11 protein-coding genes and 1 pseudogene are annotated in these 16,418 nt (G+C 62.2%); 5 read left to right on the top strand and 7 right to left on the bottom strand.

From position 1 onward, the window contains the following. Positions 1-66: 66 nt before the first annotated feature. A complete protein-coding gene (locus AMK02_RS30890; protein ID WP_082929725.1) occupies positions 67-723 on the top strand; it encodes a sigma-70 family RNA polymerase sigma factor in 657 nt (218 codons plus the stop codon). Here the strand turns inward: AMK02_RS30890 and AMK02_RS32420 are convergent. The 3 genes and pseudogenes from AMK02_RS32420 to AMK02_RS27285 form a co-directional block, all read right to left on the bottom strand. Further along, positions 611-1,801 carry a PLP-dependent transferase gene (locus tag AMK02_RS32420; RefSeq protein WP_064808004.1) on the bottom strand — a complete coding sequence of 397 codons (1,191 nt, stop codon included), beginning with the start codon at positions 1,799-1,801 and terminating at the stop codon, positions 611-613. The two genes, AMK02_RS30890 and AMK02_RS32420, sit on opposite strands and share 113 nt — an antisense overlap. A 10-nt stretch (positions 1,802-1,811) precedes the next feature. Further along, positions 1,812-3,229: pseudogene (locus AMK02_RS32415) on the bottom strand (MATE family efflux transporter). Then, a complete protein-coding gene (locus tag AMK02_RS27285; protein ID WP_189637045.1) occupies positions 3,226-4,215 on the bottom strand; it encodes a GNAT family N-acetyltransferase in 990 nt (329 codons plus the stop codon). Before AMK02_RS27285 ends, AMK02_RS32415 begins: the two are co-directional and overlap by 4 nt. A gap of 193 nt (positions 4,216-4,408) precedes the next feature. Here AMK02_RS27285 and AMK02_RS27280 point away from each other — a divergent pair, with 193 nt between their 5' ends. Genes AMK02_RS27280 through AMK02_RS27270 form a run of 3 tightly spaced genes read left to right on the top strand, consistent with a single transcriptional unit; the run spans position 4,409 to position 9,990 of the window. Continuing rightward, on the top strand, positions 4,409-4,627 hold the full coding sequence (locus tag AMK02_RS27280; RefSeq protein WP_064807863.1) for an MbtH family protein: 219 nt from the start codon (positions 4,409-4,411) through the stop codon (positions 4,625-4,627). A gap of 18 nt (positions 4,628-4,645) precedes the next feature. Next, positions 4,646-8,635 (top strand): non-ribosomal peptide synthetase, encoded by a 3,990-nt coding sequence (locus AMK02_RS27275; RefSeq protein WP_064807861.1) that lies wholly within the window; start codon positions 4,646-4,648, stop codon positions 8,633-8,635. Beyond that, positions 8,632-9,990 (top strand): lysine N(6)-hydroxylase/L-ornithine N(5)-oxygenase family protein, encoded by a 1,359-nt coding sequence (locus tag AMK02_RS27270; protein ID WP_064807860.1) that lies wholly within the window; start codon positions 8,632-8,634, stop codon positions 9,988-9,990. Before AMK02_RS27275 ends, AMK02_RS27270 begins: the two co-directional genes overlap by 4 nt. Here AMK02_RS27270 and AMK02_RS27265 read toward each other — a convergent pair. Genes AMK02_RS27265 through AMK02_RS27250 form a run of 4 tightly spaced genes read right to left on the bottom strand, consistent with a single transcriptional unit; the run spans position 9,963 to position 13,801 of the window. Next, a complete protein-coding gene (locus AMK02_RS27265) occupies positions 9,963-10,682 on the bottom strand; it encodes a 4'-phosphopantetheinyl transferase family protein (RefSeq protein WP_064807858.1) in 720 nt (239 codons plus the stop codon). The genes AMK02_RS27270 and AMK02_RS27265 overlap by 28 nt on opposite strands. Before the next feature lie 46 nt (positions 10,683-10,728). Then, positions 10,729-11,526 carry an ABC transporter ATP-binding protein gene (locus tag AMK02_RS27260; RefSeq protein ID WP_010021888.1) on the bottom strand — a complete coding sequence of 266 codons (798 nt, stop codon included), beginning with the start codon at positions 11,524-11,526 and terminating at the stop codon, positions 10,729-10,731. A gap of 11 nt (positions 11,527-11,537) precedes the next feature. Beyond that, entirely contained in the window at positions 11,538-12,431 is an 894-nt protein-coding gene (gene ntrB / locus AMK02_RS27255; RefSeq protein ID WP_064807856.1) for a nitrate ABC transporter permease, read from the bottom strand. Between the two features lie 56 nt (positions 12,432-12,487). Next, entirely contained in the window at positions 12,488-13,801 is a 1,314-nt protein-coding gene (locus AMK02_RS27250; protein ID WP_064807854.1) for a CmpA/NrtA family ABC transporter substrate-binding protein, read from the bottom strand. A 690-nt stretch (positions 13,802-14,491) separates the two neighbouring features. On the opposite strand from AMK02_RS27250, the gene AMK02_RS27245 reads away from it, so the two are divergent. Next, positions 14,492-16,369, top strand: coding sequence for a HAMP domain-containing methyl-accepting chemotaxis protein (locus AMK02_RS27245; protein WP_064807852.1), 1,878 nt, complete (start codon positions 14,492-14,494; stop codon positions 16,367-16,369). Positions 16,370-16,418 lie beyond the last annotated feature (49 nt).

Genomic DNA, 16,418 nt, shown 5'->3' with positions numbered 1-16,418 from the left:
TGCCAAGACCGCACCGACCAGCAACGACAGAGCCTGATTTTCCATTTGTAAAAAGGGTACAGGACAATGCGAGCATCGCATCGTGATGTGAACGGAAATGCCGTGGTCAACGCCATGATCGAAAACAAGGATAAGCTCCTCAAAACGGTTGAAAGCGTTGTCAAATCAAGATCATATTCTGAGGATATATTTCAGGATGGAGTGATAAAAGCTTACGGGGTCAAAACCGGCGACATCCGTTGCCCGATCGGTTACGCATTTCGGATGGTGTATAATCTCGCCCTCGACGAGAGCCGCCGACGACGCCAGCAGGTGAACAACTATAGGTCGATCGACCAGGTTCAAGAAATGACGGCGCCCATCCCCACCGTACTCGATCAGCTGGTCGCCGCAGAGACCCTACGAGATGTACTTGCCTCGCTAGAGGCGCTGCCGAAGCGCACCAACGACGCCTTCATCCGCCATCGCCTGAACGGCGTGCCGCAGAAAGATATCGCAGCCGAACTCGGCGTCTCCAGAACCCTCGTCAACTTCATGATCAAGGCGGCGGAGCAGCATTGCCACCTGGCAATCGCCGCGCCCGGCCGCCCCGATCACGAGCGCCTGCGGGTTATTGCCGCTTCGCGGCGTGCAGCGCCTGCTGCAAATCGCTCCACAGCAACTCCGGTTCTTCCAGCCCAACAGCAAAACGGATCGTCTGCTCGCTCACGCCGAACCGGATGAAGGTGGTCATCCGGTCAGGGATCTGCAGCGCGACCTTGGCCGGAACGACCAGCGTTTCCGGTCCTCCCCAGCTGACCCCGAGGCGGATCTCGCGAAGCGCGTTGACGAAGCGCGCTACATCGATATCGGGCGTCAGGTCGAAGGCGAAGAGCCCGGCGTAACCCGAGAGCGTCGCCCGTCCGGGATGATCCTGAAAGGCCGGATGGCGAACGCGCGCGATGTCGGGATGCTGTTTCAACCGATCGGCAAGCAGAAGCCCACTGCGCTCATGCTCCTTGAGGCGCACACGCAGCGTACGCATGCCGCGCAGCAGCAGCCATGCCTCGAAGGGCGCAAGCTTGGCGCCGACATAGGGATAGGACGTCGAGTTGATCTTCGCGATAGCCTCCTTCGTGCCGACGACGACGCCGGCAACCGTATCGCTGTGGCCGCCGAGATATTTCGAGGCGGCGTGGATGACGATATCGACGCCATGCTGGATCGGTTTCTGGAAGAGCGGTGTCGCCCAAGAATTGTCGATGATGGTCGTGACGCCGGCCTCTTTCGCCATGGCCGACAGGGCCACGATGTCCTGTAGCTCGAAGATGAAGGACGATGGGTTTTCCAGATAGAGCAGCTTGGCGCCCGGCAGCGCCTTGCGCACCTCGTCATGGTCGGAAGGATCGACGAAATCCACGGTGACGCCGAGCCTGCCGAGCAGCTTCACCAGAAGGCGGTAGACGTCATTATAGAGGTGGCGGACGGCAACGACCCGGTCGCCCGCTTCCACCAGACTGAGAATGGTCGCTGTGATGGCGGCCGTTCCGCTGGAGAAGGCGCGGCCGTCTTCGGCGCCCTCGAGGCGGCCGACCAGAAGCTCGAATTCGCGGACGGTCGGATTGTCGCCGCGCGAATAGATGAAGTTGCGCGTCCGGCCGGCGAAGACATCCTCCATCGCCTCGTAGCTGTCATAGGTGAAGAGCGACGTCTGGAAGATCGGCGGCGAGACGGCGTTGAATGCCGCCGGATCGACGGGCGTGAAGAGATCGTCGGCGGCCGCATGGGCGCCAAGGTCGCGGGGGCTGAACGACTGGTTCATGATAATCCTCTCATGGACAAAAGCTGGGATGGGGCGAAGAGCGGTCAGATCGTCGGCCGAGCGCTGCCGGAGCGCACTGAGCGATCTCGCCAGGCAGACGCATGACAGCAGGCCGGTCAGCGCCGAGGCCAGGAACATGGCGGCGAGCAGGCCGGAAAAGCCGAAGAAGGGCGGCAGGAGCGCGAGCAGCGGAAAGAGAAGATACCCGTTCTGCGCCAGGCCGACGGCAAGCGCGGCTTTCGGCCTGCCCTGAGCCTGGAAGAGGATCAGCACGGTCTGCCGCAGGCCGAACAGCAGGAACGGAAGATGGGTTGCAATGATTGCCTGGCCGGCGATCGTAAGCACTGAAGCTTCGTCGGTGAAGAACGCGGCAAGGCGCACGGAAAAGATGGTCGCTGCCAGCCCGTAGACGCCGCCGAGGACGCTCGTAACCACGGAAAGCATGCGGGCTGACGCCAGAACCCGGGATATATCCCCGTGGCCCCAGGCAAAGCTCAGGATGGACTGCGCCCCGAGCGAAATGCCGATGACCGGCAGTGCGCCGACCGCAAGCAGCCGCAAGGCGATGCCGACCCCAGCGATACCGTCTTCACCGTGATAGGTGCCGGCGACCGAAAGCATCAAGGCAATCGCGCCAGCCGTTGCGAGGCTCGTCAGTGTCGTCGGTGCGCCCACAGCAAGGACCGGCTTGAGGTGCCTGACATCGGCGAAGCGCCAGGAGAACGTCAGCCGGATCGTCCCGAGCCGTCTTGCGTGGTAGGCGCCGTAGATTGAGAGCGCCACGAGCTGAGAGAGGATGGTTGCCATCGCCACGCCCTGCAGGCCGAGGCCGAAACCGAAGATCATGATCGGGTCGAGGATGATGTTCAGCGCGAAGCAGGCGACCAGCGTCCACATGCTGAAGCGGGCATTGCCCTCGGCGATCGCCAGGAAATCGAGAATGATCTGCGCCATCGTCAGCGGTATCGAGACCGCGATGATGAGGAGATAATGCTGCGCCAGCGGCTCGATCGCTGATGTGGCGCCGAACAGCAGGGCAGAGGGAAAGGCGACGATCGCAACCGCGCTTGCCGCGCCGAAGGCGACGCCGGCGGCAAGGCTGACCGAGGCAAGGGTGCTCGCCCGCGACCGGTCGCCGGCGCCGAGCGCGCGTCCGACCTCGGTCGCGACACCAACGCCGATGCCTTCACCGAAAGCGGCGACGAGCATGAGGACCGGCAGCACGATCATGATGGCGGCGATCTGGTCTTCGCCGATCATGCCGACGAAGACCATGTTGATCGTGTGATGCGCGGCATTGATCGACAGGCCGAACATGGCGGGCAGCCCGAGCCGCAGCAGCAGCCTGAACAACTGCGTGCTGGCAAGATCTTCCGGCGCAAGCCGCCGCTTCCGCAGGTTGCCGCTCGTCTCGCTCATATCGTTCATGATGCCGGCACCCAGAGATGATCGCCGAAGAAGCGCTCGCGCGTCAGCATGACGAGCAGCGCCCGCTTATGCGGAAAATCGAAATGCTTGACCTTGGCGAAGCCCGAGCGGTCGAGATTGCGGATCTGCTGCTCGTGGCTGGCGCGCGGCTCGCCGACGATGCGCCTGGTGCGGGGATCGTCCAGAAAGATGAAATGCATCAGCGAGGGAAGCCACGCGCTGATCCATTTCTTGCCGCGATAATCGGGCTCGCCGATCGCCACATGCCATCCGCGATCGTAATCGTCGGCATCGTAATAGGGACCGAGCCGGTTCTCCTTGGCCCAGTAGACTTCGAAATAACCGAAGGGAATGTCGGCGAAACTGCCGATCAGCGGCAGGACATGCGGATCGGCGATCCTCTCTTCCAGGATCTCCCGGTGCTTGTCGATCGAGCCCGCATCCTCCCAGATCGTATTGACCTGCTCGTCGTTCATCCAGCGGTGGAAGACGGCAAGATCGATCTCGGGATCGGCCACCCTGAAGCTGATATCCCGCTCCAGCCACGGGATGAAGCGCTGGTAGATCGTGCCCTTGGGCTTTGCCGGCCGGCGCGGATGGTAGCGGCCGGCAGTCATCTCCTGCACGGGCGGCAGCGGATAGGACATCTGCGGCAGCCATAGCGAGGGCCATTGCCAGAGGATAGCGGAGTCGAGCCTTCCATCGATCGCTGAAATGTGCCGGGGAAGGCTTGTCTGAGTCCCTTCGAAAGCGACCGATTTGATCGAGCGGTCTTGTGCCGTCACCGCTTCGGCGGCCGCCATGAGAAGCTCCGCCGATTGCACGGGATTTCCCTCGTAGAAGGTCAGCGAGGCGATGCCGGCTTCGACTTCGAGGGCGACTTCGTGATTCCCGTACACGGTGTTGAGATGGACGATATTGGGGGCAAGCCTGACATAGCTGCGCGCCTGCAGAGCCCGCCTTTGTTTGGCGGCGTCGAAATCCATGATGTTCTCCGTGATCGGCAGGGCTTTTGATGCTGCGAGCATGAAGCCCGCGCCTGCGCTGATTTGGTAGAATGACGATCCATCCCTGGGCGGATTTAGGGGAAGCGAAGAAAAAAATTCTCAGCAATTTTCTAAACTCCAGCAGGGGGGATCCGTCATTTGCGCATGACGTCAATCTCTGCAGGAGCTTCGAATGGACAATCTTGAGCCCCGCGACGATTTCTGGATCGTCGTCCACGACACCGAGCATCACTACTCGGTCTGGCCGCAGGACAAGCGGATTCCGGTGAGCTGGCAGGCGGCGGGTTTTGCCGGTTCGCGCCAGGAGTGCCTAGCCCATATCCGCGACGTCTGGCCCGACCCGCGCCCGCTCTCCCTGCGCTCGGCCATGGCAGCCGATGCACGTCTCTGAAAACGTCTGGATGGCAAGATGAACAAGCAGATTACCAATTTCGCCGATGCCCGCCCGACCGATGCTGTGGACACCGTCTTCGAGAGCTTTCCGCTGACGATCGCGCAGAAGCGCATCTGGTCGCTGGAGCAGATCGGCAACTACACGGTCTTTCCCGATCAGGTCATCGGGCTGCGATTGAGTGCCGCGATCGACATCGAGACGATTGCCGGAGCCTGCCGTGCGCTCGTGGCTGAGAATCCGTCGCTTGCTACCCGCTTCCGCCGGCTGGCGGGCGGCCGCATCGAGCAGTATCGCGGCGCATCGAACTCCGTGCCGATGGAAATCCTCGGCAAGGAAGGAGCCGCTCTTTCCGAGGCTGAAGCCCTGGTCGCGCGAAAAGCCTTTCGCGACAAGCGCTTCGATCTTCTGGAAGGACCGGGCGCGCGTATCCAGATCATCCGGCTTGCCGACGGGCAGTCGCTGCTGACGATCGTGTTGCATCCGATCATCTCAGACGACCACGAAAAATCCGTTCTTGCCGGCTCGCTGGCGCGCATTCTCGACGGCGCGCCGGCCGGCGACATGCGCTCGGCGGAAATCTCGGCCGGAACGCGGGAGGAAGAATGGCTGGAGACGGATGAAGCGCGCGAAGCGCTGGCCTATTGGCGCGACACGATCGGTCTCGACTATGCGGCCTCGACCTTTCCCACTCGCTTCAACAGCGGTGGGCTTGCCGGCGTGGCGCGCGCTGAGCATCGGTTTGCGATCGAGCCCGAGCTGTGGGGTAAGCTTGAACGGTATGCACAGGGCAAGGGATTCCAGGTCGAGCGTGTGCTGCACGCCGCCTTCTGCGCGCTGCTGGCACGCTACAGCGGCAACTATGCTTTGCTGACCGGTCTGCTGGTCGCCCGGCCCCGCACGGAGCATTTCGCCAGCCGCGGCCGCGCCGAACAGGTGCTTCCCCTTGTCCTGCCGCTCGCTTCCCGACTATCCCTCGACGATGTCGTCGCGGCGATCTCCTCGGTGGCGGAGGGGGGGCTTGCCCGCCTCGTGCCGCTGGAGCGCATCACGCAGGAATTGGTGGTCGACGAAGCGGCCGCCCAGGAAGCCGTGGTCAAGGCGCTGTTCGAATTCCGCGAACCCTATCCGGTGCCGAGAGATGCGACGAACCTGGAACCATCAGGCGCGCGCGCCGACAGCGAGCTTTCTCTAGTCGTCGAGGCGCGTTCGGACGGCGGCGCATTCGGGCTGATCGATTACGCCCAAGATCTTTACGACGGCACGCTGATCGCCCGCGTCGCCAAGCATTTCCGCCTGGTGCTCGAACAGATCGTCGCGCAGCCAAATCTCCGGATCAAAGATATCGAACTCGTCGGCAGCGACGAGCTCGACTGGTTGTCGGCGCCTTATGAGGACGACGTCGTCAACGATGACCGGCCGGTCCACGAGCTGATATCGGCCCATTCGCGCCGGACGCCTGAGAAGACCGCGATCGTCTATGGCGACGAGGAGTGGAGCCATGGCTGGCTGGAGGCGAGCACCAACCGCCTCGGGCATCGGCTGCGGCAGCTCGGCGTTCGCGCCGAGGTGACGGTCGCGATCTTCATCAAGCGCTCGCCGGAGGCGATCGTCGGCATCCTCGCGACGTTGAAGGCTGGCGGCGCCTATGTCCCCGTCGAGCCAGACCATCCGCCGGTGCGCAACCACCACATTCTGCGCGACGGCGGCGTCAAGATCGTTCTCACCCATAGCTGGCTGCGCCATCGGCTGCCGGACGAACTCGATGCCATTATCGTCGAACTCGACAAGCTCGATCTCGACGGCGAGCCGGATACGCCGCTCTATATTCCCACGCACAAGGATCAACTCGCCTATGTCATGTACACGTCGGGATCGACCGGATTGCCGAAGGGTGTCGCCGTCGAGCACGGGCCGCTGACCCACCATCTGCAGAATACCTCGCGCGTCTACGGCATGAGCTCGGAATCCCGCGAACTGCCCTTCCTGCCCTTCAGTTCGGATGGCGGCCATGAGCGGTGGATGAACCCGCTGATGGAAGGCGGCAGCATCATCCTTCCCGATCAGCCGCTGTGGACGCCGGAGGAGACGCTGACGGCGATGCGCAAGCACGGCGCCAACAATGCCAGCATTCCCACCACCTATCTGCAGCAACTGGCGGAATGGGCCGATATCACCGATGGCGCGCCGCCGATGCGGCTTTACTCCTTCGGCGGCGAAGGGCTGGCGCAATCGACCTTCGACCTCTTGTCGCGGGCGCTGAAAGCGGAATGGCTGATCAATGGTTACGGCCCGACGGAAACCATCATGACGCCGATGGTCTGGAAGGTGAGGGCCGGCACCAAGTTCCAGGGCGTCTATGCTCCGCTCGGCCGCGCGGTCGGGCTGCGGCGCGTCTATGTGCTCGATCCCGACCTCAATCTGTGCCCGATCGGCGTGACCGGCGAACTCTATATCGGCGGCGAGGGCATCGCCCGCGGTTATCTCGGCAAGCCGGATACGACGGCGGACCGCTTCATCCCCGATCCATTCTCGAAAGAGGGTGGCCGGCTTTATCGCTCGGGCGACCTGACGCGCTGGCGCGAGGACGGAACCGTCGAATTCGTCGGTCGCGTTGATCATCAGGTGAAGCTGCGCGGCTACCGCATCGAGCTCGGCGAGATCGAAGCGGCGCTGCTGCAGCAGCCCGGCGTCGGCGAAGCCTTGGTCGTGCTGCGCGACGACGATGCCGGTGAAAAGGCGCTGGTCGCCTATGTCGTTCCGAAGAAAGACGAGAGGCTTGACGTCGAGACTGTTCGGTCCGGCCTCGAACGCAGCCTGCCGTCCTATATGGTGCCGGCGGCCGTGGTCGACCTCGAAAAGATGCCGACCAATCCGAACAGCAAGCTCGACCGCTTCGCGCTGCCCGCACCCCAGCCGGTCAAACGCGCAATCATCGAGCCGGCGACCGCGCTGGAAGAGGAAGTGCTGGATGTCTGGCGCCGGGTTCTCAGGCTGGAAGCGATCAGCGTCGAGGATAATTTCTTTGCCATCGGCGGCAATTCGCTGGGCGCAATCCGCATCCTTTCGCAGATCCGGCAGCGCCGGCCGAAGATCCCGCTCACTGTCGCCGATATCTTCAACAACCCGACCATCCGCGCCTTTGCCGGCGTGATGGAGCAGGGGGAGGAGCGCGATCTCTCCGAGGTGATCGTGCTGCGCGCCTCCGGCGCCAAGCCGCGGCTCTATTGCTTCCCGGGGCTCCTCGTCAGCACCCGCGAATATGTGAAGCTCGTCGATTATCTCGGCGCCGATCAGCCGGCGACCGGCTTCATTTGCCACTCACTGTCCGAGAAGAAGGAAGTCGGGGCGCCTGTTGAAGAGATCATCGAGAGCTATGTCGACTATATCAGGAAGCACAGCGGCGGCGCGCCCTGCACTTTCCTCGGTTGGTCCTGGGGCGGGCTCCTGGCTTACGAGGCCGCCCGCACCCTTGCCAACGAGGTCGACGTCAGGATGATGGCGATGGTCGATGTCTGCGACCTCGGATCGGAATTTGCCATCGGCGCCAAGCCGAGGTTCCGGCCCGGCGAACGCGACATGCTGCACCGGGACGTGCAGGCATGGCTGCAAAAGACGGCGATGCGGCCCGAATGGGACCGGCTGCTGTCGACGATGGACGCTGATACCTACGAGCAGTTCCTGCGCTTCGTCGGCGACGAGAAGGACCCGCTTCCCACAGACGGGCCCGACATCAGCAGCCGCGAGCATACGTTCTGGGTGCTGATCGACAACGCTCTGATCTTCCGCAAGCATCGGCTCGTTCCCCATGACGTGCCGATCTATCCCTGGGCGGCCGACGACAGCCTCAACCGCGGCCTCAACCTGATCGATTGGCGCCGCCTGTCGCCGCGGGCGCGTGCCGCCGAAATCATCACCGGCACCAACCATCTGCACATGATCGGGTCTCCCGCCTTCCATTCAAGGCTCGCCCTGCGTCTCAAGGAAACAGAGAAGGATAACGCATGACCGTCGCTTTTACCCGCAGGGATGCCCTCAACGAGCCGCTCGATCTTGCCGGCATCGGCATCGGTCCCTCCAATCTGAGCCTTGCCTGCCTGCTGGAATCCGTGCCCGAAGTGCGCAGCCGCTTCTTCGAGCGGCGAGCCTCGTTCGATTGGCATCCCGGTATGATGATGCCTGGCGTCGAGCTGCAGTCGTCCTTCCTGAAGGACCTCGTCACCCCCGTCCTGCCGACGAGCCCCTGGTCCTTCGTCTCCTATCTGGTGGCGCATAAGAGGCTCTACGCCTTCCTGAACGCGAACTACGACGCCGTTCCCCGGCAGGAATTCGCGCGCTATCTCGCCTGGGTCGCCAACGGCGTCGACGGCTTGCGCTACGCAACTGACATTCGCGATGTCGAGCACCGCGACGACCGTTTCGTCCTGCGCTTCGACAACGGCCAGGAAGAAGCGAAGAACCTGGTGATCGGCACGGGGTCTTCGCCCTTCGTGCCCGACTGGGCGAAACCCTTCCTTGGGCCCGATTGCTTCCACAACAGCGAGGCCAAATCGCGTCTCAAGGATCTTCGCGCCGCCCGCATCGTCGTGGTCGGCGGCGGCCAGAGCGGCGGCGAGGTTGTCGAGGCGCTGCTTGGCAATCCTGATGCGATGAAGGAGCTGACCTGGATCAGCCGGCGGCACAATTTCGAGCCGATCAACGACACGCCGTTTTCGAACCAGGTCTTCTCGCCGGAATATGTGCAGGCCTATCTGAAGCTCAGCGGCGAGCAGAAGCAGGCGGCGCTGAAGAACTCGATCCTGACCAGCGACGGCCTGTCGATCTCGACGATCCACTCGATCTACCGCCGCCTCTACGCGCTGCGTTACCTCGATCAGAGCGCGCTCAACGCATCTCTGTCGCCGAACCGCGACGTGATCCAGATGGAGCGGAACGGCAATGCCTATCGGTTGATCGTCCGGAACCATTTCGATGGCGGGATCGAGGTGCTGCATGCCGATGCGGTGGTGCTGGCAACCGGCTACAGGTTCCGTTTACCGGATGCGCTCGGATCGCTCGGGGAAAGGATCAGCCTCGACAGAAACGGCTATCCCACCCTGAACGACGACTACACGATGCAGTGGACAGGCCCGCGGACCAACCGGCTGTTTGCGCAGAATGCCGGCCGATACTCGCACGGCATCGCCGACTCGCAGCTCAGCCTGATGGCCTGGCGCAGCGCCGCCATCGTCAACGCGCTTCTCGGCCGCCAGCATTTCGATGCCGAGCCCGACAATGCGCAGGTGGTCTGGGCGACGGAGGCCGCTTCCGCCATACCGCATCAGCTCCGCGCCGGCTATTCGGACGGCATGCTCTCGTCCTGAAACATCCGGACGTGAATGCCGGGAGGCTCTGATTGAGAGCGGACGGCCAGCGCGACGACGTGCTGGCCGCCGCTCCTGATCAGCCGGTGATGCCATTGCCGGTTCGGTTCGCCGCTCTGAACCATGACAGGGATGCCGTCCTGCCAGGAAAAGGCGACGCTGCGGGGATCTTCGCGCAGGCCCACCCCGAGCGCCTTGAGATGGCTCTCCTTGAGCGTCCAAAGTGCAATGGCCGCACGCGGCCCTTCACCCGCAGGCGATTGATCGAGCCAACGCCGTTCGTCCGGACTGCAATAGCTCTCCAACGCCGCCGCTTCGATTTCGGCGTCGGCGCGTTCACAGTCGATGCCGATGCGCTCGCATCCTGAAGCGATCGCGACCGCCACCAGCCCGTCGGCATTGGAAAGGCTGAATTGCAGCCTATTTTGATCCGCGACCTCCAGCTTACCGTATGCGTCCGCCACCAACACGAGCTTGTCAGGCGGAGTTTGCGTATGCACGCCCAGCCGTTGCCGCAGCAGATACCGGCCGGCAATGAACGAGGTCCGGTCCCGTTCGAACCGGTAGGCCGTGGCGCGCTCCAGCTCATTCGATGAAAGCGACCGCATCCAGCGCTTCTCATCGCCTTCGTTCTGCGGATATTGCCAGAGCGCGACATCGATGGCGGCCGGTTGATCGTCTGATTGCTGCATCAGGCCAGTATGCGTACCGCGGACCGATTGGCAATCGCCGCGGGGTCTACTCCGCGGCTTCGATGAAGCGATGGCGTTCGTAAAGGAACTTGAGCACGGCCTCGCGGCATTTGAGATATGTCCTGTCGGAGGCAAGCTCGATGCGGTTGCGGGGGCGGGGCATGGTCACGTCGAGCACTTCGCCGATGCGGGCTGCCGGGCCGTTGGTCATCATCACGATGCGGTCGGAGAGCAGTACCGCTTCATCGACGTCATGGGTGATCATCACCATCGTGTTGCCAAGCCGGGCGTGGATTTCCATCACCGCATCCTGAAGATGGGCGCGCGTCAGCGCATCGAGCGCCCCGAAGGGCTCATCGAGCAGCAGGATCTTCGGCTCCATGGCAAGCGCGCGGGCAATGCCGACGCGCTGCTTCATGCCGCCCGAGATTTCCGCGGGCCGCTTGTCCCTCGCATGCGCCATCTGCACGAGGTCGAGATTGGCCATGACCCAGTCATGCCGTTCGGCCTTGGTCTTCGTTCGGCTGAAGACCTTGGAGACTGCGAGATTCACGTTCTCATAGACCGTCAGCCACGGCAGCAGCGAATGGTTCTGAAAGACGACGGCGCGTTCCGGGCCCGGCTCGTTGACCTCGCGATTTTCCAGGAGCACGGCGCCTGAGGAAACCGGCGTCAGGCCGGCGATGAGATTGAGCAGGGTGGACTTGCCGCAGCCGGAATGGCCGATGATCGAGACGAATTCGCCCTCGGATATCGTCAGGTTGATATCCTTCAGGACTTCGGCGCGCACGCCGCCGCGATCGAAATGCTTGTCAATATGATCGAGCTTGAGATAGGCGTTCATCGGGATGGTCCTCAGTTGGCCATGGCGCCGCGGGTGACGAGTTTGCCGAGCGCTGCCACCAGCTTGTCGAGGGCAAAGCCGACGATGCCGATATAGGCGAGCGCGACGATGATGTCGGGAAGGCGCGAGGAGTTCCATGCGTCCCAGATGAAGAAGCCGATGCCGACGCCGCCGGTCAGCATTTCGGCCGCGACGATGGCGAGCCAGGAAAGCCCGACGCCGATCCTGAGGCCGGTGAAGATGTAAGGAGCTGCCGACGGCAGCATGATCTTCCAGAAAAACTCGAACTGGTTGAGCCGCAGCACCTCGGCGACGTTGCGATAATCCTGCGGAATATTGCGGACGCCGACGGCGGTGTTGATGATGACAGGCCAGATCGAGGTGATGAAGATGACGAAGATCGCCGAAGGATTGGAATCCTGGAAGGCGGCGAGCGACAGCGGCAGCCAGGCGAGCGGCGGCACCGTGCGCAGCACCTGGAAGATCGGATCGAGGCCGCGCATCGCCCAGACCGATTGGCCGATGATCGCCCCGACGATGACGCCGGCGACGGCGGCAAGACCGAAGCCGTAAGCTACGCGTTGCAGCGAAACCAGCACGCGCCAGCCGAGCCCGATATCCTGGGAGCCGTAGTTGAAGAACGGGTAGGCGATGAGGTCGTAGCTGTCCTGCCAGACCTGGTGCGGCGAAGGCAGGGAGGCGTCCGCCGATGAACAGAGCGCCTGCCACAGTAGGAGGACGAGCGCCAGCACGACGGCCGGCGGAACGACATTTTGAAGTGCGGTCAGCGCCGCACGGCGAAAATCGATCCGCGAGCCTTGCTTGCCGGAGAATGACAGCACCTTCGCCGCCGGCTTGGCGGAGGCGACGATCGAGGGAGTTTCTTTATTTGCCAGGGCGGACATCAGCGCGCTCCTCACGGGAATGGAAGGCCGGCGCGCCGCGCGCGCCGGAGGCGGGATCAGGAGACGGCCTTGATGGAAAGGCTGTCGAGATAGGCGGAGGGATTTTCAGGATCGAAGACCTTGCCGTCGAAGAAGGTCTCCTTGCCGCGCGACGAGGAGGCGGGAATGTCGGCCGCAGCGACGCCCAGATCCTTGGCGGCCTCGCGCCAGATGTCCTCGCGGTTCACCTGGTTGACCAGCGCCTTGATGTCGGTTGTACCAGGCAGATTTCCCCAGCGGACATTTTCGGTCATGAACCAGGTGTCGTGGCTCTTGAACGGATAGGAGGCGCCGTCCTTCCAGAATTTCATATAGAGGTCGGTGGCCTTGGCCTCGCGGCCGTTGCCATAGTTGATGTCGCCCTTGAGGCGGCCGAGCACGTCCTTGGTCGGAACGTTGAACCATTGGCGCTTGCCGAGGATCTCCGCCATCTCGGCCTTGTTGTCCATGCTTTCGCACCATTGCTGCGCCTCCATAACGGCCATCAGCAGGGCCTTGGCGGCGCTCGGATTCTTCTCGATCCAGTCGGCGCGCAGGCCGAGCGCCTTTTCGGGATGCCCCTTCCAGAGCTCGCCGGTGGTCGCCGCGGTGAAGCCGATGCCCTGGTTGACGAGCTGCTCGTTCCACGGCTCGCCCACACAGAAGACGTCCATATTGCCGACCTTCATGTTGGCGACCATCTGGGGCGGCGGCACGACGATTGTGGAAACATCCTTGTTCGGATCGATACCGCCGGCGGCGAGCCAGTAGCGGATCCAAAGGTCGTGGGTGCCGCCCGGGAAGGTCATGGCGGCCTTGACCTCCTTGCCCTCCGCCTTCTTTTTCTCGAAGGCGGCTTTCAGTTTTGAAGCGTCGAGTTGCACGCCGGTTTCGGCATATTCCTTGGCGACTGAGATGCCCTGGCTGTCGAGATTGAGCCGGGCAAGGATCGCCATCGGCACCGGCTTGTTGTTCTGCGTCACCTTGCCTGTCTGCATGAGGTAGGGGAGCGGCGAGAGGATGTGGGCGCCGTCAATGCCGTTGGCCGCGCCGCCGAGCACCAGATTGTCGCGCGTCGCGCCCCAGGAGGCCTGCTTGGCGACATCGGTTTCCGGTAGGCCATGCTTGTCGAAAAGGCCTTTTTCCTTGGCGATGATCAACGGCGCGGAGTCTGTCAGGGCAATAAAGCCGAGCTTGACGCCCTTCACTTCAGGACCCGTCCCGGCTGCAAAGGCGCCGGAGGGAAAGGCAGTCTTGACGGCGCCGATCAGGGCGGCTGCCGCAGTCGTCTTGAGCATTCTGCGGCGGGTGATGCCGGTTGTCGAAATGTTAGTCGTCGAAATCTTTTTCATCTGCAGGTTCCCCTCTGCTTGCTGAGTTCGGACGCAAAAAAACGCCGCCGGCATCTGCGTTCGGAATGGGAGATCCCGGACAGCAAAAACCTTGCGACGTCGGTGTCGAAATCGGCGCCTATGCCGCGCCTCTCTGCCTCAGTCGCCGTTGACCGGGCGTTTGGGAACTTGCAACCCGCGTGCCAATTCAGAGGAGGGCAAGTAACAGCAGGAAGCGAAACAAGAAAATCGGAAATTTCAGAAGTGATTATTTAATGTGCATAAGCAGAATGTGATTACGATTTGTGCGAATGCGAATGCGGGCGTACGCGCGAAGCGCCAAATTTGTGCAGCGCACATAAAGTGGCCACGCGAATTAAGCCCTCCGGATCCAATCGAAGGCCGCACTGTGCGGTCGACTGCCGAAGGCATCAAACGACCCATTATCATGTTGGCGGTCTGACGAATCGCAACGCGGCGGCAGTCTGGCGGCGCCCGCAGCACTGAATTTCCGCGTCCGGCAAAGTCGTAATTCTGCTTATTTTCCAGTAACTTTGAGTGGAGGCGGCTTCGAATTGATCGCGGAAGTAATTGCGCCCACCAGAGATTTTGAAAACCGAACGCCTCTCCTCGTTTAGTTAATACTAAATTATCGAATCCGATGGGAAATTTCGCATTAACCGGCAGCGACCGTCCCAAGAGGAGACCCGCATGAAGCGCCCGAGTATCAAGCAAGCTCTCATCCTGAACCTGTCCATCATCAGCATGTTCATACTTGGTCTGTCCTATGTCTCGCTGGACACCATTTCCTCGCTTCGCGCAAATGCGGAACAGGTCGGTACGTTCTGGGTGCATCGGCTGGTGACGGCGCGTGAGATCAAAGCGAACTTTCTTGATCTGAAACTTGCCCACGCCCGGTACTTGCTCGAAGACACCGCGGAGAACGACAAAACCGAAAAGCAGGCGATCGCGGCCGCTTCATCGGGGCTCGACACGGTTGTTGGCGAATACGAAAAGGGCGTTCGCACCGAGCGCGGGCGCCAGCTGATCAATCAGATAAAGCCCGAACTCGACAAATACCGCGCACTGGCGGAGCAGATGACAGCGCTCGAAGATAGCGGCAAGACAGCTGAGGCAGTCCGGCTTTTCAAAGAGAAGATGGAGCCGCAGGCCGAGTTGGTGAACAATGGGGTAGCGGATCTGGTGGCATTCATTCTCAGCCAGACCGAAGGCTTCGTGGCGGCAAGTGATGCTTCCGCGAAATCCGCTTTCATGCTGACTGCTGCGATCGCCTCGCTGGCCTTGCTCGTGGCTATCGCGGGTATCGTCTTTGCGATTTCCGGCATTGCCAATCCGATCCGCAATACGGCGTCCGCCATGAAGCGGTTGTCGGCTGGAGATCTCGACAGCGATATTCCTTATGCCGGCCGCGCGGACGAAATCGGTGAAATGGCCGGCGCAGTTGAAGTGTTTCGCCAGAATGCTCTCAACGTTGTCAGGCTTGAGAAGGAGGCTGCCGAATCCCGCAGTGAGGGCGAGGCGGCGCGCGCCGCAGCCCAGCAGCGCGCTGAACGCGAAGCGGAGCAATTGCGCTTTGCGACCACGACGTTGGGCGGAGGTCTCCAGCGCCTTGCCGCGGGTGACATATCGTTCCAGCTCTCGGAGCGATTTGCCGCCGAATACGAAACACTCCGCGACGACTTCAATATTTCACTCCGGCAATTGGGCGCGACCATTGGCGCAGTACTGCAGACGGTCCACAGCATAGACAATGGGACCGCCGAAATAGCATCCGGTGCCCAGGACCTGTCAAAGCGCACGGAGCAACAGGCGGCTTCGCTCGAGGAGACCGCCGCCGCGTTGGACGAAATTACGTCGAATGTCGCAATGGCGACGAAGCGCACCGAGGAGGCGCGCAACATCTCCGTGGAAGCCAATGTCAGCGCCCAGCGCTCGGCAACGGTCGTGTCGGAGGCGGAGCAGGCTATGCGACGCATCGAGGGTAGTTCGCAGCAGATTTCAAACATCATTGGCGTGATCGATGAAATTGCTTTCCAGACGAACCTGCTGGCGCTTAATGCCGGTGTCGAGGCGGCGCGCGCAGGTGAGGCAGGAAAGGGCTTCGCGGTGGTCGCACAAGAAGTCCGCGAACTCGCTCAGCGTGCTGCGCAAGCCGCCAAGGAAATCAAAGGTCTTATTCAGAAGTCGTCGACCGAAGTGGAACACGGGGTCAGGCTTGTTCTCGAAACCGGGACGTCACTGAAATCGATCGGCGAACGTGTCGCCGAGATCAATCGAGCCATGGACGCGATCGCCACCTCGGCGCGCGAGCAGGCCACCGGACTTTCCGAGATCAATACCGCCATCAATCACATGGATCAGGCAACCCAGCAAAATGCGGCAATGGTCGAACAGTCCACGGCCGCCGCCTCTTCACTGTCTTCCGAGGCAAGCCGTCTGCGGGAGCTGGTCAACCAGTTCCAGTTGGACGGTGACAGGAGCCCCGCGCATGGCCGGAACAATACGCGGTCCCTGGAAAGTAGCATGCAGTCGCAGGTGATCGCTCTGCGGCCTGCGATGCAAAGGTGATTTGCGGCGCCGTCAGTCCCGCTGACGAGACGAATGTTGCAGCTTCGGT

Source organism: Rhizobium sp. N731 (assembly GCF_001664145.1).
Classification (GTDB): Bacteria; Pseudomonadota; Alphaproteobacteria; order Rhizobiales; family Rhizobiaceae; genus Rhizobium; species Rhizobium esperanzae.
Note: the sequence above shows the minus strand (reverse complement) of the source record. Positions and strands in the feature narration are given on the sequence as shown.

Coding starts and splice junctions, on each gene's coding strand:
- AMK02_RS27245 (WP_064807852.1), top strand. CDS start 14,492: ATGAAGCGCCCGAGTATCAAGCAAGCTCTCATCCTGAACCTGTCCATC.
- AMK02_RS32420 (WP_064808004.1), bottom strand. CDS start 1,801: ATGAACCAGTCGTTCAGCCCCCGCGACCTTGGCGCCCATGCGGCCGCC.
- AMK02_RS27285 (WP_189637045.1), bottom strand. CDS start 4,215: ATGGATTTCGACGCCGCCAAACAAAGGCGGGCTCTGCAGGCGCGCAGC.
- AMK02_RS27265 (WP_064807858.1), bottom strand. CDS start 10,682: ATGCAGCAATCAGACGATCAACCGGCCGCCATCGATGTCGCGCTCTGG.
- AMK02_RS30890 (WP_082929725.1), top strand. CDS start 67: ATGCGAGCATCGCATCGTGATGTGAACGGAAATGCCGTGGTCAACGCC.
- AMK02_RS27270 (WP_064807860.1), top strand. CDS start 8,632: ATGACCGTCGCTTTTACCCGCAGGGATGCCCTCAACGAGCCGCTCGAT.
- AMK02_RS27260 (WP_010021888.1), bottom strand. CDS start 11,526: ATGAACGCCTATCTCAAGCTCGATCATATTGACAAGCATTTCGATCGC.
- AMK02_RS27250 (WP_064807854.1), bottom strand. CDS start 13,801: ATGAAAAAGATTTCGACGACTAACATTTCGACAACCGGCATCACCCGC.
- ntrB (WP_064807856.1), bottom strand. CDS start 12,431: ATGTCCGCCCTGGCAAATAAAGAAACTCCCTCGATCGTCGCCTCCGCC.
- AMK02_RS27275 (WP_064807861.1), top strand. CDS start 4,646: ATGAACAAGCAGATTACCAATTTCGCCGATGCCCGCCCGACCGATGCT.
- AMK02_RS27280 (WP_064807863.1), top strand. CDS start 4,409: ATGGACAATCTTGAGCCCCGCGACGATTTCTGGATCGTCGTCCACGAC.